Genomic DNA, 25,181 nt, shown 5'->3' on the forward strand with positions numbered 1-25,181 from the left:
CAGTGGCGCGACGGCAGCGGCTGGACGCGGAGCTCGTGCGGCGGGGGCTCGCGCGCTCCCGCCAGCACGCCGGTGAGCTGGTCGCTGCGGGACGGGTCGCCGTGGCCGGGCGGACGGCGGCCAAGCCCGCCACTCAGGTCGAGCTCGGCGCCGCCATCGAGGTCGCCGACGCCGCCGCCGGCCCTGCGTACGTCAGCAGGGGTGCGCACAAGCTCGCCGGCGCGCTCGACGCGTTCGACGGCGTCGTCGTGAAGGGCCGACGGTGCCTCGACGCCGGCGCGTCGACCGGTGGCTTCACCGACGTCCTCCTGCGTCGCGGCGCCGAGCACGTGGTGTGCGTGGACGTCGGGTACGGCCAGCTGGCATGGTCGCTGCGGCAGGACCCCAGGGTCACCGTCCTGGACAGGACCAACGTGCGGGAGCTGACCCCCGACCAGGTGGCTCCCGCCCCCGGGCTCGTGGTCGCGGACCTGTCGTTCATCTCCCTGCGGCTGGTGCTGCCCGCCCTGGCCCGCTGTGCCACGGCGGACGCCGACTGGGTGCTCATGGTCAAGCCCCAGTTCGAGGTAGGCCGCGAAAGGCTGGGAGCCGGCGGGGTCGTCCGGCAGCCTGAGCTTCGTGCCGAGGCGGTGCGCGACGTGGCCGCGGCCGCCGCCGCCGAGGGTCTGCGGGTGCACGGCGTCGTGGCCAGTCCGCTGCCCGGTCCCAGCGGCAACGTCGAGTACTTCCTGCACCTCACCCGGGCCGCGGACGACCCTGGGGCAGTACTGCGCTGGGACCAGCCGGAGCGGTCCCGGGTCGCCGCGCTCGTCGACCGGGCGGTGGCCGAGGGGCCCAGCGGGGCGGGTGCCCGGTGAGCGGGACCACCCGGCGCGTGCTGCTGCTCACCCACACCGGCCGTCCCGCCGCCCGCACCGCCACCGCGGACCTGGTCCGGCGTCTCGCCGACGCCGGACTGGAGCCGGTCATGCTCGCGCAGGAGGCGGACGAGGTCCCCGGCACCGAGCAGGCGACCCGGGTCGAGGGCCTCGGACCGGACGTCGACCTCGGGCTCGAGCTCGTCGTCGTGCTCGGCGGGGACGGCACCGTGCTGCGGGCTGCCGAGGTCGTTCGCGAGCACCCCGTCCCGCTGCTGGGGGTCAACCTCGGGCACGTCGGCTTCCTGGCCGAGATCGAGCCGGACGACCTCTACGACACCGTTCGCCGGGTCGCGGCCGGTGACTACATGGTCGAGGAGCGGATGACCCTGGACGTCACGGTGCGCCTGGGGGAGCGGCTGCTGGCCGAGACGTGGGCGGTCAACGAGGCGTCGGTGGAGAAGGCCAACCGGGAGCGCATGATCGAGGTGGCCACCGAGGTCGACGGGCGTCCGGTGTCGACCTTCGGCGCCGACGGGGTCGTCATGGCCAGCCCGACCGGCTCCACCGCCTACGCCTTCTCCGCCGGAGGGCCCGTGGTCTGGCCGGAGGTCGAGGCGCTGCTGATGGTGCCGATCTCGGCGCACGCCCTCTTCGCCCGCCCCCTGGTGGTCGCCCCGAGCTCCGTGCTGGCGGTCGAGGTCGTCAACCGCAGCCCGGTGGGCGGCGTCCTGTGGTGCGACGGACGGCGCACCGTGGAGCTGCCGCCCGGCGCCCGGATCGAGGTGCGTCGCGGTAGCCGCCCGATCCGGCTGGCCCGGCTCGTCACCGGTCCGTTCACCGACCGGCTGGTGGCGAAGTTCCAGCTGCCGGTGACCGGCTGGCGCGGCCCGGTGCAGGAGGGCTGAGACGTGCTCGAGGAGATGCGGATCCGCTCCCTGGGAGTCATCGACGAGGCCGTCCTGGAGCTCGGTCCCGGCCTCACCGTGCTGACCGGCGAGACCGGCGCCGGCAAGACGATGGTGGTCACCGCGCTCGGCCTGCTCCTCGGGGCCCGGGCGGACGCCGGGACGGTGCGCAGCGGCACGTCCAGCGCGGCCGTGGAGGGCCGGTTCGTCGTCGACCCGCAGGGTCCGGTCGCCGCTCGCGCCCGGGAGGCCGGGGCCGACCTCGACGACGACGCGCTGATCGTCGTCCGGACCGTCGCCGGGTCCGGGCGTAGCCGGGCGCACCTCGGCGGCCGGTCGGTGCCGGTGGGCGTGCTCGCCGAGCTGGCCGATGACCTCGTCGCCGTCCACGGACAGTCCGAGCAGGTGCTGCTGCGCAGCCCCGCCCGGCAGCGAGAGGCCGTCGACCGGTACGCCGGCGAGGAGGTGGCCGGCCTGCTCGCCGACTACCGGGACGCCTACGCCCGTGCCGCCGCGGTGCGCGCCGAGCTTGACGAGCTCACGACGCGAGCTCGCGAGCGCCGCCAGGAGGCAGACCTGCTGCGGCTCGGGCTCGAGGAGATCGAGGCCGTCGACCCGCAGCCCGGTGAGGACGCCGACCTGCTCGCCGAGTGGCACCGGCTCACCCACGCCGAGGATCTGCGCGCCGCCGCGGCCGGCGCTCACGCCGCACTGCTGGGCGACCCGACCCTGCCCGAGCCCGGCCCGGACGCCGCTGGCCTGCTCGACGCGGCCCGCCGCCTGCTCGACGGCGTCCGGGAGCACGACCCGGCCCTGGCCCGGCTCGCCGACCGGCTCGCCGAGATCGGGTACCTCGCCGCGGACGTCGCCACCGAGCTCAGCTCGTACGCCGAGTCGGTCGAGGCCGACCCGATGCGCCTGGCCGGCGTGGAGGAGCGTCGCGCCGCCCTCGGCGCCCTGACCCGCAAGTACGGCCAGGACGCCGACGCCGTGCTGGCCTGGGCCCACGACGCCGCCCGCCGGCACGCCGAGCTCGAGGGGGACGACGAGCGGGTCGAGACGCTTCGGGAGGAGCTGGCCGGGCTCGACCGGCGCCTCGGTGACCTCGCCGCCGCCCTGCACGCGGCCAGGGCCCGGGCCGGGCACCGCCTGGCGGCGGCCGTCACCGCCGAGCTGGTCGAGCTAGCCATGCCGCACGCCCGGCTCACCGTCGACGTCCGCCGCCGGGAGGAGCTGGGGCCGCACGGCGGGGACGACGTCACCTTGCTGCTCGCCCCGCACACCGGCGCCGAACCCCGACCGGTGTCCCGCGGCGCGTCCGGCGGCGAGCTGTCCCGGGTCATGCTCGCCCTCGAGGTGGTGCTCGCCGGCGCCGACCCGGTGCCCACCTTCGTGTTCGACGAGGTGGACGTCGGCGTCGGGGGGAGGGCCGCGGTCGAGGTCGGACGTCGCCTGGCCCGCCTCGCCCGCACCTCCCAGGTGATCGTCGTCACCCACCTGCCCCAGGTGGCCGCGTTCGCCGACCGCCACCTGCTCGTCGCCAAGGACGACGACGGCCAGGTCACCTCGAGCCTCGTCGCCGACCTCGACGACACCGCCCGGGTCCGCGAGCTGGCCCGGATGCTCGCCGGGCAGGAGGGTTCCGACACCGCACGGGCGCACGCCGAGGAGCTGCTCGCCGCCGCCCGGGACGGCGCCGCCTGACCCGCTCCCGCCCCAGGTCGTGGGAGCATCGGGCCCGATATGCGCAACCTTCTCAGCCGCCGACGCAAGCCCGAGGCCCTGCCCGGGGTGAGCGGGATCGCACGCGTGGACCCGCGGACCAAGGACCTCACCAAGAGGTTGCGGCCCGGTGAGATCGCCGTCATCGACCACATGGACATCGACAAGGTGTCCGCGGAGGCGCTCCTCGCCTGCCGTCCGGCCGCCGTCGTCAACGCGGCGCCGAGCACCTCCGGGCGCTACCCGAACATGGGCCCCGGCATCCTCGTCGGTGCCGGCGTCACGCTCGTCGACGCCGCCGGGCCGGCCGTGATGTCGCAGATCGAGGAGGGGCGGCGGGTACGCGTCCACGAGGGACGTGTCCTGCTGGTTCGCGGAGCCGAGGAGATCGAGGTCGCCCGGGGGCAGGAGCTCACCGAGGAGTCGGTCGCCGCTGCGATGGAGGACGCCCGCGCCGGGCTCTCCGTCCAGCTGGAGTCGTTCGCCACCAACACGATGGAGTACCTCCGCAAGGAGCGGGACCTGCTCCTGGACGGGATCGGCGTCCCGGACGTACGTACCCGCTTCGAGGGCCGTCACGCGCTGGTCGTCGTCCGCGGCTACCACTACCAGGAGGACCTGCTGACCTTGCGGCCCTACATCCGCGAGTACCGACCCGTGATCATCGGAGTGGACGGCGGGGCGGACGCCGTGCTCGCGGCCGGCCACCGCCCGGACATGATCGTGGGGGACATGGACTCGGTCTCCGACCGGGCGCTGACCTGCGGGGCCGAGGTGGTCGTGCACGCCTACCGGGACGGTCGTGCTCCTGGCCTCGACCGGGTCCGCAGCCTGGGCGTGGACCCGGTCGTCTTCCCCGCGACGGGTACGAGCGAGGACGTCGCCATGCTGCTCGCCGACGACAAGGGCGCCGAGCTCATCGTCGCCGTCGGCACCCACGCCACGCTGGTGGAGTTCCTCGACAAGGGCCGCGCCGGGATGGCGAGCACGTTCCTGACCCGGCTGCGGGTCGGCGGCAAGCTCGTCGACGCCAAGGGCGTCTCCCGGCTCTACCGGCAGCGCATCTCCAACCTCCAGCTGGGGCTGCTCGTCCTGTCCGGCCTGCTGGCCCTCGGTGTCGCCCTGGCGGCCACCACCGCGGGCCAGGCGTTCTACGCGATCGCGTGGGGTTGGGTCAACGACGCCGTGATCGTGGTGCGGGACTGGTTCACGGGGCTGTTCGGTCCCGGGCAGGAGGTGGTGGGGCAGCCGTGATCGACTTCAGGTACCACCTCGTCTCCCTCGTGTCGGTGTTCCTGGCGCTGGCCATCGGCGTGGTGCTCGGTGCGGGTCCGCTGCGCGAGTCCATCGGCGACCAGCTGACCAACCAGGTGGAGGCGCTGCGGCAGGACAAGGAGAACCTCCAGCTGGCCGTAGGCAACCGGGACGAGCAGATCCGGCAGCGGGACCAGTACGTCGCCGCCACCGCGCCGCGGCTGCTGGCCGGGCAGCTGACCGGGCGGAGCGTCGTCGTCGTCGCACTGCCCAGCGCCGGCCGGGAGGCGGTGGACCTGCTCGCCGACGAGCTGGAGGTCGCCGGCGCCGACGTCCCCGGCCTCGTCAGCGTGCTGTCGGCGTGGACCGACCCGGGCGAGCAGGCGTTCCGCCGCAGCCTCGTCGGTCAGCTGCTGCCCTTCGTGGACCCGGCGCCTGAGGCGGCCGGCGGCACCCAGGGTGACCTCGCCGCCGTCCTGGCCTGGGCCGTGTCGGCTCCCGCCGACGGGGCCCCGGACGCCACGGCCGAGGCCGAGACGGCGGTCGAGGGTCTGCGCAGCGGAGGGCTCGTCGCCGTCGACGGGGACGTCGTCCAGCAGGCCGACGTCGTCCTCGTCGTGACCGGCGCACCACCGGCGGGCGAGGACGACGAGGCCTCCGCCGCGGCGGTCGAGGACTCCGAGCCGTGGTTGGCACTGCTCGCCGAGGCGGACGCCCGCTCGGCCGGCGCCGTGCTCGCCGGGCCGGTGGAGGCCGCCGGTGACACCGGGCTGGTGGGTGTCGTCCGGCAGGAGGGGGTCCCCGACGGGGTCTCCACGTCCGACGCCGTCGACACCCCGATGGGCCGGGTCGTCGCGGCCCTGGCCTTGCGCGAGCAGCTGGCCGGCGGGCAGGGCCACTACGGGGTGGCGTCCGGCGCCGATGCGGTCGTCCCGGAACCGGTGGACCTGCCTGCCCCCGCGGACGCCGGCACTGAGGTGCCCACCGACGTCCCCACCGACGACCCGGACGACGGCACCCCGTGAGCCCGGTGCGGGCCGCGCTGGCCGCGGCGGCAGGTGCCCGGACCGCGTGGGCGGTCCTGACCCGGGTGGCCCCTGGAGGAACCCAGCGCTGGCAGCGCACCAACCACCGGGGGGAGCCGGTGACCCTGCTCGAGGGTCCCGCGTACGCGCTGGGCGCCTTGACCGGGGTGCTGGCAGCGCCCGGTTTGCCGCGGCGGGTCCGGGCCGGTGCCGCTGTCGCGGTGGGGTCCGCGGCGGTCCTGGGCGCGCTCGACGACCTCGTCGGCACCGGCACCGACAAGGGGCTGCGGGGGCACCTCGGCGCCCTGGCCCGCGGCCGTGTCACCACCGGCGCGGTCAAGGTGGGCGGCATCGGCGCGGCCGGCCTGGCCGCGGCCGCCACCGTGCTGGGGCGGCGCAGGCCGGGGGCCGCGGGCGTGCTGGACGTCGTCGTCGCCGGCGGTGTCGTCGCCGGCACCGCCAACCTGCTCAACCTGCTGGACCTGCGGCCGGGCCGGGCGCTCAAGGTGTCCCTGCTGCCGGCCGCCCTGGCGCTCACCGCCGGCCCCGGCGGCACCCTGCTGGCGGCCGGCGCGGGGGCCGCTGCTGCCCTCGTCGCGGAGGACCTGGGCGAGCGGGCCATGCTCGGTGACACCGGAGCCAACGCGGCCGGTGCCCTGCTGGGCTGCGCCGCGGTCGCCGCGACGGCGGACGCCGGGCGGACCGGCGCCCTGACCCGGGCAGGGTTGCTCGCCGGGCTCACCGGTCTGACTCTGGCCAGTGAACGGGTCAGCTTCACCAGAGTGATCGAGCGGACACCCGTCCTGGACGCCCTCGACCGGCTGGGCCGCCGGGCGTGAGCCACCCCGGCGGCGCACTCACCCGGCGCCAGCTCGCCGGCACCCTGATCGGGGGCGCGGCCGCCGTCGCCGTCGTCACCCTGCTCGCCCGGGTCGTCGGCTTCGGGCGGTGGCTGGTGTTCTCCGGCACCGTGCACGCCGAGTGCGTCGGAACCGCCTACGCGACCGCCAACCAGCTGCCCAACGTCCTCTACGAGGTCGTCGCCGGTGGCGCCCTGGCGGCCGCCGTCGTCCCGCTGCTCGCCTCCCCACTGGCCCGCGGCGCCCACGAGGAGGTCGACCGGACCGCCAGCGCCCTGCTGACCTGGGCGGTGGTCCTGCTGCTGCCGGCCGCGGTCCTCCTGGCCCTGCTCGCTCGACCGCTGACCGGGCTCCTGCTCGGCGGCGAGGACTGCACGGCCCAGGCCGCCCTGGCCGCCCGGATGCTCCTCGTCTTCGCCCCGCAGGTGCTCCTGTACGGCGTCGGGGTCGTGCTCACCGGGGTGCTGCAGGCGCACCGGCGCTTCCTGTGGCCGGCCATGGCTCCGCTCGTGTCGAGCCTCGTCGTCATCGCCGCCTACGCCGCCTTCGCCGCCCTCGCCGAGGGCAGCCAGGACGACGCGGCCGCCCTGCCCCCCGCCGCCGAGGCCGTCCTGGCCTGGGGCACCACCGCGGGCGTCGCCGCGCTGACCATCCCCCTGCTGCTGCCTGTGCTGCGCACCGGAACCCGCCTGCGCCCCACCCTCTCCTTCCCTCCGGGAGTGGCCCGTCGCGCACGTGCCCTGGCCGGCGCCGGGCTCGCCGCCCTGCTCGCCCAGCAGGTCGCCGTCGTCGTCACCCTGCTGCTGGCGAACTCCCGCGGCGGGACGGGCGCGTGGCCGGTCTTCCAGTACGTGCAGGCCGTCTACCTGCTCCCGTACGCCGTGCTGGCCGTCCCCCTGGCCACGGTGGCCTTTCCGCGGCTGGCGCACCACGCCGCCACCGGGGCCCGGGACGCGTTCGCCGTCGCGGCCGCCGGTACTACGCGGGCGCTGCTGCTCGTCGCCGTCACCGGCGCGGCGGGGCTGGCTGCGGTCGCGCCGGCGGTGACCGCGGTGTTCTCGGCCCTGGACCGGGCCGACGTCTCGGTGATGACGGCCGCGCTGACGGCGATGGCTCCCGGCGTCGTCGGGTTCTCCCTGGTGGCGCACCTCGGCCGGGCGCTCAATGCGTTGCACCGCGCCCGGGCGGCGGCGCTCGCCACCGCGGCCGGCTGGGCCGGCGTCGTCCTCGTCTCCGCGGTGGTCGTCCTGTGGGTGCTGCCGCCGCGGGACGCCGTCACCGGCCTGGCAGCAGGCACGAGCGCCGGGATGCTGGTCGCGGGTGTGCTGCTGCTCGGGGCGCTGCGTCGCGCGGCCGGGCCCGCGGCTCTGGCCGGGGTGCCCCGCACGCTCGGCGTCCTGCTCGGCTGCGGGGCCGTCGCGGCCTGGGCCGGTCGGGTCGTCGTCGACCTCGTCCTGCCGCCGGGCTCTGGCGGTGGGACGGCTGCGGTCGGTGCCGCGCTCGCCGCCGGCGCGGCCGGGGGGCTCGTCGTCCTGGCGGTGACGGCTGTCGGGGTGGCTGTCGGCGACCGGTCCACGGCCCGCCGGACGCTGGCGGTGCTGCGCCGCAGGGACACCACGTGACTGGCGACCGGACCGTCCCCTCTGAGCAGCCGCCGACGCGAGGACGTCGACGGGTGCTCCTGCTCGTCGGGCACAGCACCGGTGGTATCGGCGCGCACGTCCAGAGCCTCGCCACCGGGTTGCCGGCGCACGGCTGGACCCCGGTGGTCGCGACCAGCCCGCGGACGGCCTCCCGGTTCGACCTGGGCCCGGACGTGCACCTGGTGTGGCCCGGGCGCCGCGGCGCCGTGGGCCGTCTGCGGCGGCTGCGCTCGCTCGTCGCCGGCGTCGACGTCGTCCACGCCCACGGCCACCAGGCCGGGCTGCTGGCGGTGCTGCTCGCCGCCACGGTGCGTCGCCGCCGCCCGCCGGTGGTCGTCTCCTGGCACAACGCCGTGCTCGGCGGCGGCTGGCAGCGGCGCCTGCGGGCCCTCGGCGAGGTCCTGCAGGCCCGCCGGGCCGACCTGCTGGCCGGAGCCTCGCAGGACCTCACCGACCGGGCCGTCGCCCTCGGTGCCCGCACCGCGGTCACCGCCCCGGTCGCCGCGCCTGCCGCCGGCCCGTGGGCAGGCGACCGGGCCGCGGGACGTCGGGAGCTGGCCAGGGAGGTCGCCGAGGAGGTCGCCGGGGAGCCGGACGAGGAGGTCGCCGGTGAGCCGGCCGACGGACCGGTCGTGCTCACCGTCTCCCGGATCGCCCCGCAGAAGAACCTCGCCGTCGTCGTCGAGGCCGCCGCCCGGCTGCGCCGGCGGACAGGCCTGCGGTGGCTCGTCGTCGGGGACGGCGACCCGGCGCTGCTGGCAGCGCTGCGCCGCCAGGTGGTGTCCACCGGCGCCCCGGTGCACTTCCTCGGCGCCCGGCGCGACGTCGTCCGGCTCATGGGACTGGCCGACGTGCTCGCCCTGGCCAGCTCCTGGGAGGCGCGGGCCCTCGTCGTCCAGGAGGCGATGGCGGTCGGTCTGCCGGTCGTCGTCCCCACGGTCGGCGGCCTGCCCGAGCTGGTCGGCGACGCCGGCATGCTCGTCCCGCCCGGCGACGCCGAGGCGCTCGCCGACGCCGTCGCGACCCTGCTCGACGACGACGCGGCACGAGCCCGGCTGGGCCACGCCGGACGCGCCCGGTTCGCCGAGCTGCCCGACGAGGCGGAGGTCGTGGCGCAGTGGTCCGACCGCTACACCCGGCTGTTAGCCTGGTAACCCGTGGTGGAGCGGACGACCCCGCGGGGGTCCATGAGGTCGGGTGCACCGTCGGGCGGCTCCGGGGTCACCCAGCACATCTTCGTCACCGGTGGGGTGGCGAGCTCCCTCGGCAAGGGCCTCACCGCCTCCAGTCTCGGTCACCTGCTGCACGCCAGGGGACTGCGGGTCTCGATGCAGAAGCTCGACCCGTACCTCAACGTCGACCCCGGCACGATGAACCCGTTCCAGCACGGCGAGGTGTTCGTCACCAACGACGGGGCGGAGACCGACCTCGACATCGGCCACTACGAGCGGTTCCTCGACGTCGACCTCGACGCGGCCGCGAACGTCACCACCGGCCAGGTCTACCTGACCGTCATCGCCCGCGAGCGGCGCGGGGAGTACCTGGGGGACACCGTCCAGGTCATCCCGCACATCACCAACGAGATCAAGGCGCGGATGCGCGCCCAGGCGGTCCCTGGCCGGGACGGCGTGGCCCCGGACGTGATCATCACCGAGATCGGTGGCACCGTCGGCGACATCGAGTCGCTGCCGTTCCTCGAGGCCGCCCGGCAGGTCCGCCAGGAGGTCGGCCGGGACAACGTGTTCTTCCTGCACGTGTCGCTGGTGCCGTTCATCGGCCCGAGCGGGGAGCTGAAGACCAAGCCGACCCAGCACTCGGTGGCCTCCCTGCGCAGCATCGGCATCCAGCCGGACGCCATCGTGCTGCGCTGCGACCGTGACGTCCCGGACGCCACCAAGGCCAAGATCGCGCTGATGTGCGACGTGGAGGAGGAGGCCGTCGTGGCCGCCGTCGACGCGCCGTCCATCTACGACATCCCCAAGGTGCTGCACTCCGAGGGCCTGGACGCCTACGTCGTCCGCCGGCTCAACCTGCCCTTCCGGGACGTCGACTGGACCGGGTGGGACGAGCTGCTGCGCCGGGTGCACCGGCCCGCCCACCGGGTCGAGGTCGCCCTCGTCGGCAAGTACGTCGACCTGCCGGACGCCTACCTGTCGGTGACCGAGGCGCTGCGCGCGGGCGGGTTCGCCGTCGACGCGAAGGTCGACATCCGCTGGGTCGCCTCGGACGGGTGCGACACCCCCGAGGGTGCCCGGCGGCTGCTCGAGGGCGTCGACGCCGTCTGCGTGCCGGGCGGCTTCGGCGTCCGCGGCATCGAGGGCAAGGTCGGCGCCCTGCGCTGGGCTCGGGAGAACAAGGTCCCCACTCTCGGGCTGTGCCTGGGCCTGCAGTGCATGGTCATCGAGTACGCCCGCAACGTCGCGGGGCTGACCGGGGCGTCGTCCTCGGAGTTCGACCCCGAGTGCGAGCACCCGGTCATCGCGACCATGGACGAGCAGAAGGCGATCGTCCAGGGCGACGGCGACCTCGGTGGCACGATGCGGCTCGGGCTGTACCCCGCCGTGCTGGTCGAGGGGTCCGTCGTCGCTGAGGCGTACGGCGCCACCCGGGTGGAGGAGCGCCACCGGCACCGCTACGAGGTGAACAACGCCTACCGCGGCCGGCTGGAGGAGGCGGGGCTGGTCTTCTCCGGCACCAGTCCCGGCCGCGAGCTGGTGGAGTTCGTCGAGCTGCCCCGCGACGTCCACCCGTACTACGTCTCCACCCAGGCGCACCCCGAGTTCCGCTCCCGCCCCGACCGCGCCCACCCGTTGTTCCGCGGCCTCATCGGTGCCGCCGTCGACCGGCAGCGCGAGGGTCGTCTGCTCGAGGTGGACGTCGGCGAGCCGGTCGTCTCGTGAGCCAGGTGGCGCCGTCGGGGTCCGGTGGTCTACCTGGCTCCCAGCACCCCGACGACCCGGCGGCACTTCGGGACCGGCCTGCCGGGCGTCCGGTGCTCACCAGCGAGACGCTCCTCACCGGGATGGTGTGGGACGTCGTCCGGGACACCGTCGACCTGGGCCCGGCCGGGACCGTCCAGCGCGAGTACGTGCGGCACCCCGGTGCCGTCGGCGTCCTGGCCCTCGACGAGGGCGGGCGGGTGCTGCTGGTGCGCCAGTACCGGCACCCGGTCCGCCGCGAGCTGTGGGAGCTGCCCGCCGGCCTGCTGGACGTCGACGGCGAGCCACCGCTGGAGGCCGCCCGTCGCGAGCTGGCGGAGGAGGCCGACCTGCGGGCCGCCCGCTGGGACGTTCTCGTCGACTGGTTCAGCTCACCGGGCGGGATGGACGAGACGGTCCGGGTGTACCTGGCCCGCGACCTCACCGAGGTACCCGCCACCGAGAGGCACGTGCGCGTGCACGAGGAGGCCGGCCTGGTCGCCGCCTGGGTGCCGCTGGACGACGCCCGCGACGCCGTCCTCGCCGGGGACCTGCACAACCCGACCGCGGTGACCGGGGTGCTCGCCGCCTGCGCCGCACGGGACACCGGCTGGTCCACGCTGCGCCCGGCGGAGGCGCCGTGGCCGGGGCACACGTCCGGCCGCTGACCCAGCCGATCGATGGCGTCGACTGATGGTGACAGGCCTTCGGCTGGCGTCGGACTCACGAAAGGAGGGACGGATGCCCGACTACGGACACGACCTGCTGTTCGGCTCGTTCATCACCCCGATCGCCGCTGCGCCGGACCAGGTCGTCGCCCTGGCACAGCTCAGTGAGCAGGTCGGTCTGGACCTGGCCACCTTTCAGGACCACCCGTACCAGCCGGCGTTCCTGGACACCTGGACGCTGCTGAGCTGGGTCGCGGCCGAGACCGAACGGATCCACGTCGCAGCGAACGTCACCAACCTGCCGCTGCGGCCCCCGGCAGTGCTCGCCCGTGCGGCGGCGAGCCTGGACCTGCTCAGCGGTGGCCGGTTCGTGCTTGGCGTGGGAGCCGGTGGCTTCTGGGACGCCATCGAGGCCATGGGCGGCCGCAGGCTCAGCCCCGGTCAGAGCGTCGAGGCGCTGAGCGAGGCCATCGAGATCATCCGCGGCACGTGGGACACCGAGAGCCGTGACCGGTTCGTCGTCGACGGCACCTACTACCGGGTCAACGGTGCCAAACGGGGCCCCGCCCCGGCACACGAGATCGGGATCTGGGTCGGCGCCTACAAGCCCCGGATGCTGCGGCTCATCGGCCGTCAGGCCGACGGCTGGCTGCCGTCGCTCAGCTACACCAAGAGCCTGCAGGACCTCGCCGACGCCAACGCGGTCATCGACACCGCGGCCACGAAGGCGGGACGACCCCCGCGGGCCGTGCGCCGCCTCCTCAACATCGGCGGGCAGTTCACCGCGCACGCGAGTGACCGGCTGCTCGTGGGCCCGCCGGAGCAGTGGGTCCGCCAGCTCGCCGCCCTGACCCTGCAGTACGGCTTCAGCGGCTACATCCTCATGGGCGACGACCCATCCACCCTGACGGTCTTCGCCCAGGAGGTCGCTCCCGGCCTGCGCGACCTGGTGACGACGCAGCGCGCGGCGTCGGGCCCCGCAGCGGGCTCGAGCCTGCTCGGCGAAGGAAGCTGACAAGCCTCCGCAGACTGCCCGGCGTCGTCCTCGTGAGGACGAGAAGGTGTGAGGACGGGAAGGAGAACGTTCGTGGACTACGGCCACCCCCTGCAGCTCGGCACGTTCATCACGCCGACGAACGAGCACCCGCACACCCCCGTCGACCTCGCCGTGCTCAGCGAGGACCTCGGCTACGACCTGGTCACCTTCCAGGACCACCCCTACCAGCCCCGGTTCCACGACACCTGGACGCTGCTGAGCTGGGTGGCCGCCAGAACCACCCGGGTCCACCTGTCCGCCAGCGTGCTGAACGTGCCCATGCGTCCGCCGGCTGTCATCGCCCGGGCGGCAGCCAGCCTGGACCTGATGTCCCGCGGCCGGGTGGGCCTCGGCCTGGGGGCCGGCTTCTTCTGGGAGGCGATGGCGGCCATGGGCGTGCCCCGTCTCAGTGCCGGAGAGTCGGTCGACGCCCTGGCAGAGGCGATCCAGGTCATCCGTGGCCTCTGGGCCGCCGGCACCCGCTCGCCGCTCGACCACGTGGGAGAGCACTATCGGGTGCGGGGCGCTGAGCGTGGCCCCGCACCGGCACACAACATCCCGGTCTGGGTCGGTGGCGGCAGACCGCGCATGCTGCGGCTCATCGGTGAACAGGCCGACGGCTGGATCGCGCCTGGAGCCACCACTGGTCTGGGCAGCCTGGCGGCTGGCAACGCCCGCATCGACGCCGCCGCGACCGCCGCCGGCCGCGACCCGCGCGAGATCCGCCGCGTCGTCAACATCTCGGGACGCTTCACCGCGACCACCGGCGGGCTGCTCGTCGGACCACCGCAGCAGTGGGTCGAGGAGCTGCTGCCGCGCGTGATCGAGGACGGCGTCGGCATCATCGTCCTCGCCTCCGACGACCCCGAGGCGATACGCCGTTTCGCCGGCGAGGTCGCGCCTGCGCTGCGCGAGGCGGTCGCCGCGGAGCGCGCCGTGCGCGGCACCTCGGTCGGCACGGTGCCCAGCATCTGGGTGCGGGCGCAGCGGCGGGAGGGCATCGACTACGACCACGTCCCGAGCGTCCTGCGCGACGGCGCGGTCGAACCAGGTGATGCCGTCTACCCCTCCGTGCGGTCGGGCTACATGCGCGGCGGGTCACCAGGTCTGGTGCTTCGCGTCAGTGACGCTACCGAGGTCGCCCAGGCGCTGGCCTTCGCCCGCACGCAGCCCGTGCCGCTGTCCGTCCGCAGCGGGGGTCACGGCATCTCGGGCCGCTCCACCAATGACGGCGGCATCGTCATCGACCTGTCACGGATGAACCGGGTCGAGGTGCTCGACGAGGCCAACCGCCTCGTGCGGATCGAAGCAGGTGCGCGGTGGGGGCACGTCGCCCAGGCCCTGCAGCCCCACGGGTGGGCGCTGACCTCCGGCGACTACGGCGGCGTCGGCGTCGGAGGCCTGGCCACCGCCGGTGGCATCGGGTTCCTGAGCCGCCAGCACGGGCTGACCATCGACCACGTCCGCGGCGTCGAGATCGTCCTCGCCGACGGCACCGTGACCCGCGCCAGCGAGAGCGAGAACCCCGACCTGTTCTGGGCCGTGCGGGGGGCCGGGTTCTCCTTCGGCGTCGTCACCGCGTTCGAGTTCCAGGTCGACGAGGTCGGCGACGTCGGCTTCGCCCAGCTCGTCTACGACGCCAGCGACACCGCTGACTTCCTGCGCAGGTGGGGCGCCGCCGTCGAGGCCTCCCCGCGCGACCTGACAAGCTTCCTCATCATCGGGCGCCCGAGGAGCGGGCGGGTGATCGCCCAGACCATGACGGTCATCGACTCCGAGGACCCCGACACCGTCCTCGACCGGCTTCAGCCCTTCGCCGGCATCGCGCCACTGCTGGGCCAGCAGGTCCAGCTCACGCCCTACGCCGGCATCGTCACGCCACCCGTGGGGGCGAACGCCGGCCAGGGTGAACCCGTCAGCCGCAGCGGGCTGCTCGAGCACCTCACTCCCGAGTTCGCCGACGACGCCGCCCGCCTCATCGCCGGTGGCGAGACCTACTGGTTCCAGATCCGTTCCATGGGCGGTGCGACGGCCGACGTCGCACCTGGTGCCACCGCCTTCGCCCACCGGTCGGCGAACTTCCACGTCGTCGTCATGGGAGCCAGCCGGGCCCGACTGGACCCCGTCTGGGACGCCATGCGCCGGCACTTCACCGGCCTGTACGTCAGCTTCGAGACCGACACCCGTCCCGAGCGTGTCCGCGACGCGTACCCGCCGGGCACGCTGGAGCGGCTGCGCGCCCTCAAGCGCCGCTACGACCCCGACAACGTCTTCCGCGACAACTTCGCCATCGAGCCCGCGCCCCAGCCCGTGGGCCCGTGACGGGCAGAGCTGCCAGCGCTCCTCGGTCGCTCCTCGGTCGCTCCTCGGTCGCGGCGGCGACCTCGACGAGCAGTACCGGCCCGTCACCGGCAGGATTCCCCCATGGCGCGAGACCAGCAGAAGAGCTCCCCGTCCACGCTCGACAAGGCGGCCGCCTCCCTGGTGGACCGGCTGATCGACCTCGGCATCGGCGGGGTCGGCCCGTTCGACCCAGCCCGGGACGTGGCTGACGAGGCCCGGACGGCGTCGCGGTCCGTCGAGGAGGCGGTCGACGCCGTCGTGGCCGAGCACACCCGGCTGGCCGCCGCGGGTGGGTTCGTCACCGGGCTCGGCGGGCTCGTCACCATGCCGTTCGCGCTGCCCGCGAACGTCGTCGGTTTCTACGTCGTCGCTGCCCGGATGGTGGCCGCGATCGCTCACCTGCGCGGGCACGACCTGGAGGCGCCGCAGGTGCGCACGGCGCTGCTCGTCACGCTGGTCGGCGGCGACGCCGACGACATCCTCGCCAAGGCGGGGGTCGTCGCCCCGGGCGGCCGGGTGGCGCGGCTCACCCTGCGTCGGCTGCCCGCCCCGGTGCTGATGATGGTGAACAAGGGCATCGCGTTCCGGCTGGTGAGCCGGCTGGTGTCCCGGGGGGTCGCCCGTCTCGGCCGGGCGGTCCCGTTCGTCGGCGGAGCCGCGGGAGCGGGCCTGGACGCCTACCTGCTGCGCCGGATCGCTACCGCCGCGAAGCGGGAGTTCGCCGAGGTGTAGCGAGCCGCCGGCTGCGCCGGGTGGGCGACAGCGGTCAACCGGCGCCGCCGGCGTGCCGATACGCCGGTGTGGCAGAGCCTCGTGCGGTGGGTGTCGCCGGTGGGTGCGCTCGGTGAGGGCAGCGTTCTGGCCCCTGGTGGGGGCGCTGGCCGCGGCCGTCCTCGCCGTCGTCACCCTCACCGTGCTGCGGCCGGAGCTGCTGCCGGGTGGCTCGGCCGCGCCGTCCGGCCACCCGTCCCTGCCTGCCGGGCTGTCCCCGGTGCCGCTCGGCACGCCGGCGCCCGCCCCGGCGGGGGAGGGCGGTTTCCGCGTCCTGGCCGCCGACGCCGGTGAGCCGGTGCGCTGGGACCCGTGCCGTCCCATCCGCTACGTCGTCGACGACCGCGCTGCCCCGCCCGGAGCGGACTACCTGCTGACCTCCGCGCTGGCCGAGGTGCAGCGGGTCACTGGGTTCTCGTTCGTTCGCGAAGGGGTCACCGACGAGGTGCCCGCCGACGACCGCCGACCGGTGCAGCCGGAGCGGTACGGTGACCGCTGGGTGCCCGTACTCGTCGTCTGGTCGGATCCGTCCGAGCACCCGCGGCTGGCGGGAGACGTCGCCGCCTACGCCGGGCCGCAGGCCGTGGACGGCGCGGAGCCGGGCACCCGGCGGTACGTCACCGGTCAGCTGGTGATCGACTCCCCGCAGCTCGGCGAGGCCGCCGCCGGAGCCGCCGGACTCGCTCGGAGCCGTGCGGTGCTGCTGCACGAGCTGGGTCACCTGGTCGGCCTCGACCACGTCGACGACCGCTCCCAGCTGATGTTCCCGTCGACCACCCCGCTGGTGACCGACTTCGCCGACGGTGACCTGCGCGGACTGGCGGCGGTGTCCGGGGGTCCGTGCCGGACCGACTTCTGAGCAGCGGGGCCGGGCGCGCTTCGGCCCGGGGTGGGCTCCCCCGGGCGGTGGCCGGAACACCGCGGTCGCGGGGGACGTTCGCCATCGCGACGGGCGGCCGGCGCCCGAGGACCGGAGGTGGCTGTGCGGAGCCTGCGACGTGCCACGGCGCTCAAGGCCCTGTGGAGTGCGCTGACCCGTGCCCGAGCGACGAGCGGCCACGGTCTCGGCGAGCAGCTGCGCGCCGTCCCGCGGATGCTGCGGGCCGGTCTCACCGGCCGCTACCCAGGCCTGGACCGGCGACGGCTCGCTGTGATGGCGCTCGCCGCCGTGTACGTCGTCTCCCCGGTGGACCTCGTCCCCGGGGCGGTGTTCCTGCTCCTCGGTGTCGCCGACGACGCCCTCGTCGCGACCTGGCTCGCCGGTGCCCTGCTCAGCGAGGTCGACGCCTTCCTCGACTGGGAGGCCGCCCGTGACGGCCGGACGACGGCCGCCCACCCCGACGTCGTCGTCGGCGAGGTCGTGCGCTGAGGCGCCGGTCCTGACCGGCCCTGCCGGCTTGTCCCCCACAGGGCCGACCACCGGTCGTACCATCCACAGCCGCCGCCCGACGCGGTCCGGCCGGCGAGGCGGACGACCACGGTGGAGCCATGGAGCGCACCGTGTGGCGGGCCAGCGAGCCCCGGGACCTGATCGTCTACGCCCAGTACGCCGTCGGCTACCGGCCACGACAGAGCGTGGTGGTGCTGTGTCTGGGCCCTGGAGGACGCCGGGTCGGCGCGGTCGGGCGGTTCGACCTCGTGCCGGACGACGTCCCCGGTGCGATCGAGGCCCAGTCGGACGCCGTCGCGCTCGTCGCCCGCACCGGCCAGGCTGCCGCGGTGGCTGTCGTCGTGTTCACGGACGACGACCTCCCTGCAGACCTGCTGCCGGCCGTCCGCGAGCGCCTCGCGGTCGACGGCGTCCCGCTGCTCGACGCCTGGGCCGTCGGTGGCACCCGGTACCGCTGTCTCACCTGCGACGACGACTGCTGCCCGCCGGACGGCTGGCCGGTCGAGGAGCTGGCGGACGGCGCCCTCGCCGCCGAGCTCGTCCTCGACGGCCGGGTCCTCCTCGACCGGCGCTGTGACGTGGTCGCGGACCTCACGCCGGCCGCCGACGCGGATGCCCGGGACGTCGCCGGCCGGTTGGCGGACGCACCGCCGGCCGGCCGTTCGGTGGCGGATGCGTCTCACCGGGGCGCCGCGCTCGACACGTGGCTGCGGATGCTCGACCGGGAACCGGACCGGGCGTCGTCCCTGGAGGTGGCTGAGGTCCTGCAGGCCATGGAGACCGCCGCGGTGCGAGACGCCGTCATCCTCACCGCCGTGCCCGGGACGCGGAAGGCGGCCCGGAGCCTGGCCACCGGCAGTGCCTTCTCGGTCGGCGACGACGGCGCCCTGCTGCCCGACCACGACGTCGGCGTCGCCCTCGACGCGGTGTTCGGCGGCGCCGGGACCATCGGTGGGCCGCCGGTGCATCCTGATCACGAGCGGGTCGCCCGGATCGAGGCGCACCTGCGCCGGCTCGTCCGCCTCGCCCCACCCCGGTACAGGCGGGCGCCCATGGGCGTGCTGGCCTGGCTGGCCTGGTGGACCGGTCGCGGCGTCCTGGCTGACGAGGTGCTCAAGCTGCTCGAGGCCGAGCACCCCGGCGACACCCTCGGTGAGCTGATCCGGGTGGCCGTGGACCGCGGGCTCCCGCCGCCGTGGGCGCAGCCGGCCGGAGGACTGGCGGAGCCTCCCGCATGCTGAGACGGGGTGTCACCCAGCGGGACCGCACGTCTAGAGTCCTGCGCACGAGGTCATGAGCGCCAGCGCGAAGCCCCGGCTTGCTGGCCGGCAACCCTCCACCGCGGTGGGGTGCCCCGGGTGATGACCTGGCTGGCCGTCCGTTGCGGACGACTGGCAAGCGCGGGCCCGCGCCGGGCCCCACGAGACCGGGAGGCCGTCGCCGTGAACCACCACCGAATGCGTCGCTGAGCGCTCGACCGCTCGTTCGAGCGCTCGCTCGCGACGTCCACGTCGGCCCGGTGCCACCGGTCCCACACCGCGTCGCGGGCTCCGCTGACAGCCCTCTTCTCCGTCGCGACACCGGCTGCGGTGCCGTGCGGCCGCGAGGCCGCACGCGCCGTCCTCAGCCGCTGCCGCGGCCCCCGACGCACAGGAGACCCGCCATGACCACCGGATGGTCCTTCGAGACCCGCCAGATCCACGCCGGCCAGACCCCCGACGCCGCCACCGGCGCGCGGGCGCTGCCGATCTACCAGACCACCTCATACGTCTTCCGCGACACCCAGCACGCCGCCGACCTCTTCGCCCTCAACGAGTTCGGCAACATCTACACCCGGCTGATGAACCCGACGACCGACGTCGTCGAGCAGCGGGTCGCCGACCTGGAGGGGGGCGTGGGCGCGCTCCTCGTCGCCAGCGGCCAGTCCGCCGAGACGCTCGCCCTGCTCAACCTCGCCGAGGCCGGGGACCACGTCGTCGCCAGTCCGAGCCTGTACGGCGGCACCGCCAACCTCCTGCGGCACACGTTCCCCAAGCTCGGGGTGTCCGTCGACTTCGTCGACGACCCCGACGACCTCGAGGCGTGGCGGCGGGCCGTCCGCCCGACGACGAAGGCGTTCTTCGGCGAGTCCATCGCCAACCCGCGCCAGGACGTGCTGGACATCGAGGCCGTCGCAGGGATCGCCCACGAGGCCGGGGTGCCGCTCGTCGTCGACAACACGGTCGCCACCCCGTACCTGCTCCGGCCGCTGGAGTGGGGGGCCGACGTCGTCGTCCACTCCGCGACCAAGTACCTGGGCGGGCACGGCACCGCCATCGGTGGGGTCATCGTCGACGGCGGCACCTTCGACTACGCGAGCCGGCCCGACCGGTTCCCGGGCTTCAACACCCCCGACCCCAGCTACCACGGGCTCGTCTACGCCCGGGACCTCGGGGTCGACAGCCCCTTGGGGGCCAACCTCGCCTACGTGCTCAAGGCGCGGGTCCAGCTGCTGCGCGACCTCGGGCCCGCGATCTCCCCGTTCAACGCGTTCCTCATCGCCCAGGGGCTCGAGACCCTCAGCCTGCGGATGGAGCGGCACGTGGCCAACGCCGTCCGGGTCGCGTCCTGGCTGGAGGACCGGGCCGAGGTGGCCTCGGTGTCCTACGCCGGCCTGCCGTCGAGCCCTTGGTACGAGCGGGCCCAGCGGTACGCGCCGCGTGGCGCCGGCGCGGTGCTCGCGTTCGAGCTGCGCGGCGGGATCGAGGCCGGGCGCCGGTTCGTCGAGGGACTCACCCTGCACAGCCACGTCGCCAACATCGGCGACGTCCGCAGCCTCGTCATCCACCCGGCGTCCACGACGCACAGCCAGCTCACCGAGGCCGAGCAGCGGGCAGCCGGTGTGACGCCGGGGCTGGTACGCCTCGCGGTCGGGATCGAGCACATCGACGACATCCTCGCCGACCTGGAGGTCGGGCTGACCGCGGCCAAGGCGGTGTCGTGACCGGCGCGCCGGTCCACGGCGCGGCGCCCGTCACCGGCGCCTGGCGGGAGGGGGACCCGCCGGGCGACCGGCGGTTCGCCGACGTCGGTGACCTCCACCTCGAGACGGGCGGGGTCCTGCCCGGCGTCCGGATCGCCTACGAGACCTGGGGGAGGCTGTCGCCCGCCGGCGACAACGCCGTGCTCGTCCTGCACGCCCTCACCGGTGACAGCCACGTCACGGGACCACCGGGCGGGGGCCACCCGTCAGCCGGCTGGTGGGAGGGGGTCGTCGGACCAGGACGCCCCATTGACACCAACCGTTGGTTCGTCGTCGCCCCCAACGTGCTCGGCGGCTGCCAGGGCAGCACCGGCCCGGCGTCCCGGGCGCCGGACGGCCGGGCGTGGGGAAGCCGCTTCCCGTTCCTCACCGTCCGGGACCAGGTGGCGGCCGAGGTTCGGCTCGCCGACGCGCTCGGCATCCGCTCCTGGGCGCTCGTCGTCGGTGGGTCGATGGGGGGGATGCGGGCGCTGGAGTGGGCGGTCGGCGAGCCGGACCGGGTGGAGCGCGCCGCTGTGCTGTGCGCGGGAGCGGCGGCCAGCGCCGACCAGATCGCCTGGGCCCACGCTCAGCTGACGGCGATCCGGACCGACCCGGGCTTCGCCGGCGGCGACTACTACGAGGCCTTGCCGGGGCAGGGGCCGCACGCCGGGCTGGGCACCGCTCGTCGCATCGCGCACACCACGTACCGGTCCGCCAGCGAGCTCGACACCCGGTTCGGTCGTGCCGCGCAGCCGGGGGAGCGCCCGCTCGGCGGAGGGGGCCGCTACGCCGTGGAGTCCTACCTCGACCACCACGCGGACAAGCTCGTGCACCGCTTCGACGCCGGCTCCTACGTCGTGCTGACGCAGGCGATGAGCTCCCACGACGTCGGCCGTGGACGCGGCGGCACCGCCGCCGCCCTGTCCCGGGTGCGGGCCCGCACCGTGGTCGTCGCCGTGGACAGCGACCGCCTGTACCCGGTACGGCAGGCCGAGGAGATCGTCGAGCACCTGCCGCCCGGCCGCGGTGTCCTGGAGGTCGTCAGCTCGCCCCACGGCCACGACGGCTTCCTCGTCGAGGCCGGGGCCGTGGGCCGGCTGCTGCGCCGCGCCCTGACTACTCCGGTGGCGGTGGTGGCGCGCGCCGGCTGACGTGACCGCCGGTCAGATGCCCAGGCGGCGCAGGACCGCGGTGAGGGCAGGCCACGTGGCGGCCAGCCCCGGGTGCAGCGGAAGTGCCTGCGCCTGCGCCGGGTCCACCCAGCGCACCTCGGCAGTCTCGGCGTTGGCCGCGTGCGGCTCGACCGGGCCGCGCGGCGCGCCGATGACGACGGTGTACCGCCAGTCCCCGTGGTCGGTGCTCACCCAGGTCCCGAGCACGTCCACCGCGTCGGGGTGGACCCCGGCCTCCTCCCAGGCCTCTCGCAGGGCGCTCTCGCTGACCTCCTCGTGGCTGTCGCTGGCGCCCCCCGGCAGTCCCCACGTGCCGCCGTGGTGCGTCCAGTCGGCGCGCAGCTGCAGCAGCACCTCGACGGTCTCGCCGGTGCGCCGAGCCAGTAGCAGGCCCGCGGCTCCGTGCCGCCCCCAGTGCCGGTGACCGCAGCGGCACCGCACCCAGCCGTTCCCGTCGCCGACGCCCACACGGTCACGCTACGCAGAGTCGCGGCGACCTGCAGCGGACGCCGCATGTTCCGGTAGCGTGCCCTCCAGCGGAGGCCCGCACGAGCAAGGAGGCTCATCGATGGCGATCGTTGTCGGTTACGTCCCGACCAAGGAGGGCCGCGCGGCCCTGAAGACGGCGGCCGCCGAGGCCCGCCTGCGCAACACGAAGATGATCGTCATCAACAGCAACCGCGGCGGTCGCGACCTCGACGCCGAGGAGGCGCGGCGTTACGAGGACGAGCTGGCGGCGGTTCGCCGGCAGCTGGACGAGGTCGGCGTGGAGCACGAGGTGCGGCAGCTGGTGCGCGGTCTGGAGCCGGCGGAGGACCTCATCGCGGTCGCCGAGGAGACCGGCGCGCAGATGATCGTCATCGGGCTGCGACGTCGGACCCCGGTCGGCAAGCTCATCCTGGGCTCCAACGCGCAGCGGATCCTGCTCGACGCCCCGTGCGCCGTGCTGGCGGTCAAGGCCGAGAACTGATCTGTGGACGGCCGTCCGCACCGGCTCCGGCTCGCCCTGGATGACCGGGCCGACGAGCTGCTCACCCGGGACCCGTTCGCGTTGCTCGTCGGCATGCTGCTGGACCAGCAGGTGCCGATGGAGCAGGCGTTCGCCGGACCGGCCCGCCTCGCCGACCGGATGGGGACCGGCCGGCTCGACCCCGTCGTGATCGCCGACATGGACCCCGATCGGTTCGCCGAGCTCATGGCGCAACCACCCGCCGTCCACCGCTACCACACGAGCATGGCCGCGCGGGTCCAGGCACTGGCCCGTGCCGTGGTGGACGAGTACGCCGGCGACCCCACCCAGATCTGGACCAGCGCCAGCGACGGCGCCGAGCTCAGGGCCCGGCTCGAGCGACTGCCGGGGTTCGGCGTCCAGAAGGCGAAGATCTTCACGGCTCTGCTCGGCAAGCAGCTCGGGGTCCGGCCGCTGGGGTGGCGCGATGCGGCCGGCGAGTACGGACCGGACGACGTGCGGATGTCCGTGGCCGACGTCCGGGACGAGGACAGCCTGGCTGCCGTCCGGGAGACCAAGAGGCGGATGAAGGCCGAGAAGAAGGCGGCCGGACGACGCTGAGCCCCGCGGCGGACCGTCCTGCCCGGGGCGTGCCACAATGGGACTTGAAATGGTCCTTCGTTCCGCGCGCCCAGATTCGGGCATGCGAACGGTGCCGCTGGTGTTGAGCATGGCGGACCGGCAGCCTCCGTGGTCGTCGTCCGGCTCTGCACTCCAGACGAGGAAAGGCAGTCTGTGTCGTCTTCGACCTCCCGTCAGCTCCCGCCCGAGTTCGGTCACCCAGCGTTCCAGGAGCTGCTGAAGCGTGGTGTCGCCGTGGGCAGCGTCCCGGCTGACGCCGTGCGGAGCGCCTGTGAGCAGGCCGATGTGCCGATGAAGCGGATGAAGGCCGTCCTGCGCTCGCTCGGCGACCACGGCGTGCACGTGGCGGTCGAGCAGCCGCAGCCCAGGCGGGTAGCCGCCGCGTCGGCGTCCCGTGCCCGGTCGACCACGGCGAAGACGGACGACGCCGCCGACGAGGGTGGGCGCGCGGCCTCGGCGTCGCGTACCTCGGCGAGGAAGGCGGCTTCGACGGACGAGGCGACTGCGGCGGAGAAGCCCGCGCCAGAGAAGGCGGCGCCGCAGAGGAAGGCGGGCTCGCAGAAGAAGGCGGCGCCGGAGGAGAAGGGCGCGGAGAAGTCCGCTTCGGCTCGCAAGTCCACCGGAGCCCGCAAGCCGGCCGCGAAGAAGGTGGCTCCCGCCGAGGCCGCAGCGACGACCGACGAGTCCGGCTCCGCGGAGCCCGGCTCGCGCAGGCGCACTGGGGCCAAGGGTGCGACGGCACGCACGTCCGCCACGGCGAAGAAGGCCCCGGCCAAGAAGTCGACGGGGGCGAAGTCGACCGGGGTGAAGTCGACCGCGAGCAAGGCCGCCGCGAGGAAGGCGACCGCCAGCAAGGCCGCCGCGACGAAGGCCTCGCCCGCGGCGTCCGAGGACGTCCCGGAGGAGGAGGTCCTGGCGACCGGCGCGATCACCGCCGACGGTGCGGTCGAGGTCGTGGCCGTGGACGTGGATCTGGACGCCGACGAGCCTGGGGTCACCGAGACCCCGGCAGGCGAGGGCACGGACGAGGAGAGCGGTTTCGTCTACTCCGACGCCGACGACGACGACGCCCCTGCCCAGCAGGTGGTCAGCGCCGGAGCCACCGCGGACCCGGTCAAGGACTACCTCAAGCAGATCGGCAAGGTCGCACTGCTCAACGCCGAGCAGGAGGTCGAGCTCGCCAAGAGGATCGAGGCCGGACTGTTCGCCGAGGAGCGGCTCAACTCCGGCGCGAAGCTCGACGCCAAGTCCCGCCGCGAGCTGGAGTGGATCGCCCACGACGGGCGGCGCGCCAAGAACCACCTGCTCGAGGCCAACCTGCGGCTCGTCGTCTCCCTCGCCAAGCGGTACACCGGGCGCGGGATGCTGTTCCTCGACCTCATCCAGGAGGGCAACCTCGGGCTCATCCGCGCGGTGGAGAAGTTCGACTACACCAAGGGCTACAAGTTCTCCACGTACGCGACGTGGTGGATCCGTCAGGCGATCACCCGGGCGATGGCCGACCAGGCCAGGACGATCCGGATCCCGGTCCACATGGTGGAGGTCATCAACAAGCTCGCCCGCGTGCAGCGGCAGATGCTGCAGGACCTGGGCCGCGAGCCCACTCCGGAGGAGCTCGCCAAGGAGCTCGACATGACCCCGGAGAAGGTCGTCGAGGTGCAGAAGTACGGTCGCGAGCCGATCTCCCTGCACACTCCGCTCGGTGAGGACGGCGACAGCGAGTTCGGGGACCTCATCGAGGACTCCGAGGCGGTCGTGCCGGCCGATGCGGTGAGCTTCACCCTGCTGCAGGAGCAGCTCCACTCGGTGCTCGACACCCTGTCCGAGCGCGAGGCCGGGGTGGTGTCCATGCGGTTCGGGCTCACCGACGGGCAGCCGAAGACCCTCGACGAGATCGGCAAGGTCTACGGCGTCACCCGCGAGCGGATCCGGCAGATCGAGTCCAAGACGATGTCGAAGCTGCGGCACCCGTCGCGGTCCCAGGTGCTACGCGACTACCTGGACTGAGTGGTTTACCTG

22 protein-coding genes and 1 riboswitch are annotated in these 25,181 nt (G+C 74.6%); of the genes, 21 read left to right on the forward strand and 1 reads right to left on the reverse strand.

The features are described from left to right. Window positions 1-2: 2 nt before the first annotated feature. The 18 genes from HJG43_05215 (at window position 3) to HJG43_05300 (ending at window position 21,550) form a co-directional block, all read left to right on the forward strand. Entirely contained in the window at window positions 3-857 is an 855-nt protein-coding gene (locus tag HJG43_05215; protein ID UER54045.1) for a TlyA family RNA methyltransferase, read from the forward strand. Then, window positions 854-1,765, forward strand: coding sequence for an NAD kinase (locus HJG43_05220; protein UER54046.1), 912 nt, complete (start codon window positions 854-856; stop codon window positions 1,763-1,765). Before HJG43_05215 ends, HJG43_05220 begins: the two co-directional genes overlap by 4 nt. 15 nt (window positions 1,766-1,780) lie before the next feature. Further along, window positions 1,781-3,469: a DNA repair protein RecN gene (gene recN, locus HJG43_05225; GenBank protein ID UER55731.1), complete on the forward strand. Its 1,689-nt coding sequence runs from the start codon at window positions 1,781-1,783 to the stop codon at window positions 3,467-3,469. Between the two features lie 39 nt (window positions 3,470-3,508). Further along, window positions 3,509-4,741: a hypothetical protein gene (locus HJG43_05230; protein UER54047.1), complete on the forward strand. Its 1,233-nt coding sequence runs from the start codon at window positions 3,509-3,511 to the stop codon at window positions 4,739-4,741. Beyond that, window positions 4,738-5,766, forward strand: a complete 1,029-nt coding sequence (locus tag HJG43_05235; protein UER54048.1) for a copper transporter — start codon at window positions 4,738-4,740, stop codon at window positions 5,764-5,766. Before HJG43_05230 ends, HJG43_05235 begins: the two co-directional genes overlap by 4 nt. Continuing rightward, window positions 5,763-6,605 (forward strand): hypothetical protein, encoded by an 843-nt coding sequence (locus HJG43_05240; protein UER54049.1) that lies wholly within the window; start codon window positions 5,763-5,765, stop codon window positions 6,603-6,605. The genes HJG43_05235 and HJG43_05240 overlap by 4 nt, the downstream gene beginning before the upstream one ends. Next, window positions 6,602-8,248, forward strand: a complete 1,647-nt coding sequence (locus tag HJG43_05245; protein ID UER54050.1) for a virulence factor MviN — start codon at window positions 6,602-6,604, stop codon at window positions 8,246-8,248. Before HJG43_05240 ends, HJG43_05245 begins: the two co-directional genes overlap by 4 nt. Next, window positions 8,245-9,423 carry a glycosyltransferase family 4 protein gene (locus HJG43_05250; protein UER54051.1) on the forward strand — a complete coding sequence of 393 codons (1,179 nt, stop codon included), beginning with the start codon at window positions 8,245-8,247 and terminating at the stop codon, window positions 9,421-9,423. Before HJG43_05245 ends, HJG43_05250 begins: the two co-directional genes overlap by 4 nt. A 33-nt stretch (window positions 9,424-9,456) precedes the next feature. Next, window positions 9,457-11,169, forward strand: coding sequence for a CTP synthase (locus HJG43_05255; protein UER55732.1), 1,713 nt, complete (start codon window positions 9,457-9,459; stop codon window positions 11,167-11,169). A gap of 122 nt (window positions 11,170-11,291) precedes the next feature. Further along, window positions 11,292-11,855, forward strand: a complete 564-nt coding sequence (locus HJG43_05260) for an NUDIX hydrolase (GenBank protein UER55733.1) — start codon at window positions 11,292-11,294, stop codon at window positions 11,853-11,855. 73 nt (window positions 11,856-11,928) lie between these two features. Next, complete coding sequence (locus HJG43_05265) at window positions 11,929-12,870, forward strand: LLM class flavin-dependent oxidoreductase (GenBank protein ID UER54052.1); 942 nt, start codon at window positions 11,929-11,931, stop codon at window positions 12,868-12,870. Between the two features lie 108 nt (window positions 12,871-12,978). Continuing rightward, on the forward strand, window positions 12,979-15,213 hold the full coding sequence (locus tag HJG43_05270) for an LLM class flavin-dependent oxidoreductase (protein ID UER55734.1): 2,235 nt from the start codon (window positions 12,979-12,981) through the stop codon (window positions 15,211-15,213). 102 nt (window positions 15,214-15,315) lie between these two features. Further along, window positions 15,316-15,966 (forward strand): EcsC family protein, encoded by a 651-nt coding sequence (locus HJG43_05275; protein ID UER54053.1) that lies wholly within the window; start codon window positions 15,316-15,318, stop codon window positions 15,964-15,966. A 112-nt stretch (window positions 15,967-16,078) separates the two neighbouring features. Next, window positions 16,079-16,864 (forward strand): matrixin family metalloprotease, encoded by a 786-nt coding sequence (locus HJG43_05280; protein UER54054.1) that lies wholly within the window; start codon window positions 16,079-16,081, stop codon window positions 16,862-16,864. Between the two features lie 123 nt (window positions 16,865-16,987). Next, entirely contained in the window at window positions 16,988-17,374 is a 387-nt protein-coding gene (locus tag HJG43_05285) for a DUF1232 domain-containing protein (GenBank protein UER55735.1), read from the forward strand. A gap of 119 nt (window positions 17,375-17,493) precedes the next feature. Then, entirely contained in the window at window positions 17,494-18,636 is a 1,143-nt protein-coding gene (locus HJG43_05290) for a DUF4192 domain-containing protein (GenBank protein UER54055.1), read from the forward strand. Window positions 18,637-18,684: 48 nt separating this feature from the next. Further along, a riboswitch (SAM riboswitch) is annotated at window positions 18,685-18,802 on the forward strand. Window positions 18,803-19,058: 256 nt separating this feature from the next. Further along, window positions 19,059-20,378, forward strand: a complete 1,320-nt coding sequence (locus HJG43_05295) for a bifunctional o-acetylhomoserine/o-acetylserine sulfhydrylase (protein ID UER54056.1) — start codon at window positions 19,059-19,061, stop codon at window positions 20,376-20,378. Then, window positions 20,375-21,550, forward strand: coding sequence for a homoserine O-acetyltransferase (locus tag HJG43_05300; protein UER54057.1), 1,176 nt, complete (start codon window positions 20,375-20,377; stop codon window positions 21,548-21,550). The genes HJG43_05295 and HJG43_05300 overlap by 4 nt, the downstream gene beginning before the upstream one ends. 12 nt (window positions 21,551-21,562) lie before the next feature. Here HJG43_05300 and HJG43_05305 read toward each other — a convergent pair whose 3' ends face one another. Beyond that, a complete protein-coding gene (locus tag HJG43_05305; GenBank protein ID UER54058.1) occupies window positions 21,563-22,039 on the reverse strand; it encodes an NUDIX hydrolase in 477 nt (158 codons plus the stop codon). A gap of 100 nt (window positions 22,040-22,139) precedes the next feature. Here HJG43_05305 and HJG43_05310 point away from each other — a divergent pair, with 100 nt between their 5' ends. The 3 genes from HJG43_05310 to HJG43_05320 all read left to right on the forward strand — a co-directional run bounded on the left by HJG43_05310 (window position 22,140) and on the right by HJG43_05320 (window position 25,169). Beyond that, window positions 22,140-22,541, forward strand: a complete 402-nt coding sequence (locus HJG43_05310) for a universal stress protein (GenBank protein ID UER54059.1) — start codon at window positions 22,140-22,142, stop codon at window positions 22,539-22,541. A gap of 3 nt (window positions 22,542-22,544) precedes the next feature. After that, entirely contained in the window at window positions 22,545-23,141 is a 597-nt protein-coding gene (locus tag HJG43_05315) for a Fe-S cluster assembly protein HesB (protein UER54060.1), read from the forward strand. Between the two features lie 312 nt (window positions 23,142-23,453). Beyond that, window positions 23,454-25,169 (forward strand): RNA polymerase sigma factor, encoded by a 1,716-nt coding sequence (locus tag HJG43_05320; GenBank protein ID UER55736.1) that lies wholly within the window; start codon window positions 23,454-23,456, stop codon window positions 25,167-25,169. Window positions 25,170-25,181: the final 12 nt, after the last annotated feature.

This window comes from Kineosporiaceae bacterium SCSIO 59966, from assembly GCA_020881835.1.
GTDB lineage: Bacteria > Actinomycetota > Actinomycetes > Actinomycetales > SCSIO-59966 > SCSIO-59966.

Coding starts and splice junctions, on each gene's coding strand:
- recN (UER55731.1), top strand. CDS start 1,781: ATGCGGATCCGCTCCCTGGGAGTCATCGACGAGGCCGTCCTGGAGCTC.
- HJG43_05230 (UER54047.1), top strand. CDS start 3,509: ATGCGCAACCTTCTCAGCCGCCGACGCAAGCCCGAGGCCCTGCCCGGG.
- HJG43_05255 (UER55732.1), top strand. CDS start 9,457: ATGAGGTCGGGTGCACCGTCGGGCGGCTCCGGGGTCACCCAGCACATC.
- HJG43_05260 (UER55733.1), top strand. CDS start 11,292: ATGGTGTGGGACGTCGTCCGGGACACCGTCGACCTGGGCCCGGCCGGG.
- HJG43_05265 (UER54052.1), top strand. CDS start 11,929: ATGCCCGACTACGGACACGACCTGCTGTTCGGCTCGTTCATCACCCCG.
- HJG43_05275 (UER54053.1), top strand. CDS start 15,316: ATGGCGCGAGACCAGCAGAAGAGCTCCCCGTCCACGCTCGACAAGGCG.
- HJG43_05290 (UER54055.1), top strand. CDS start 17,494: ATGGAGCGCACCGTGTGGCGGGCCAGCGAGCCCCGGGACCTGATCGTC.
- HJG43_05295 (UER54056.1), top strand. CDS start 19,059: ATGACCACCGGATGGTCCTTCGAGACCCGCCAGATCCACGCCGGCCAG.
- HJG43_05310 (UER54059.1), top strand. CDS start 22,140: ATGGCGATCGTTGTCGGTTACGTCCCGACCAAGGAGGGCCGCGCGGCC.
- HJG43_05320 (UER55736.1), top strand. CDS start 23,454: ATGAAGCGGATGAAGGCCGTCCTGCGCTCGCTCGGCGACCACGGCGTG.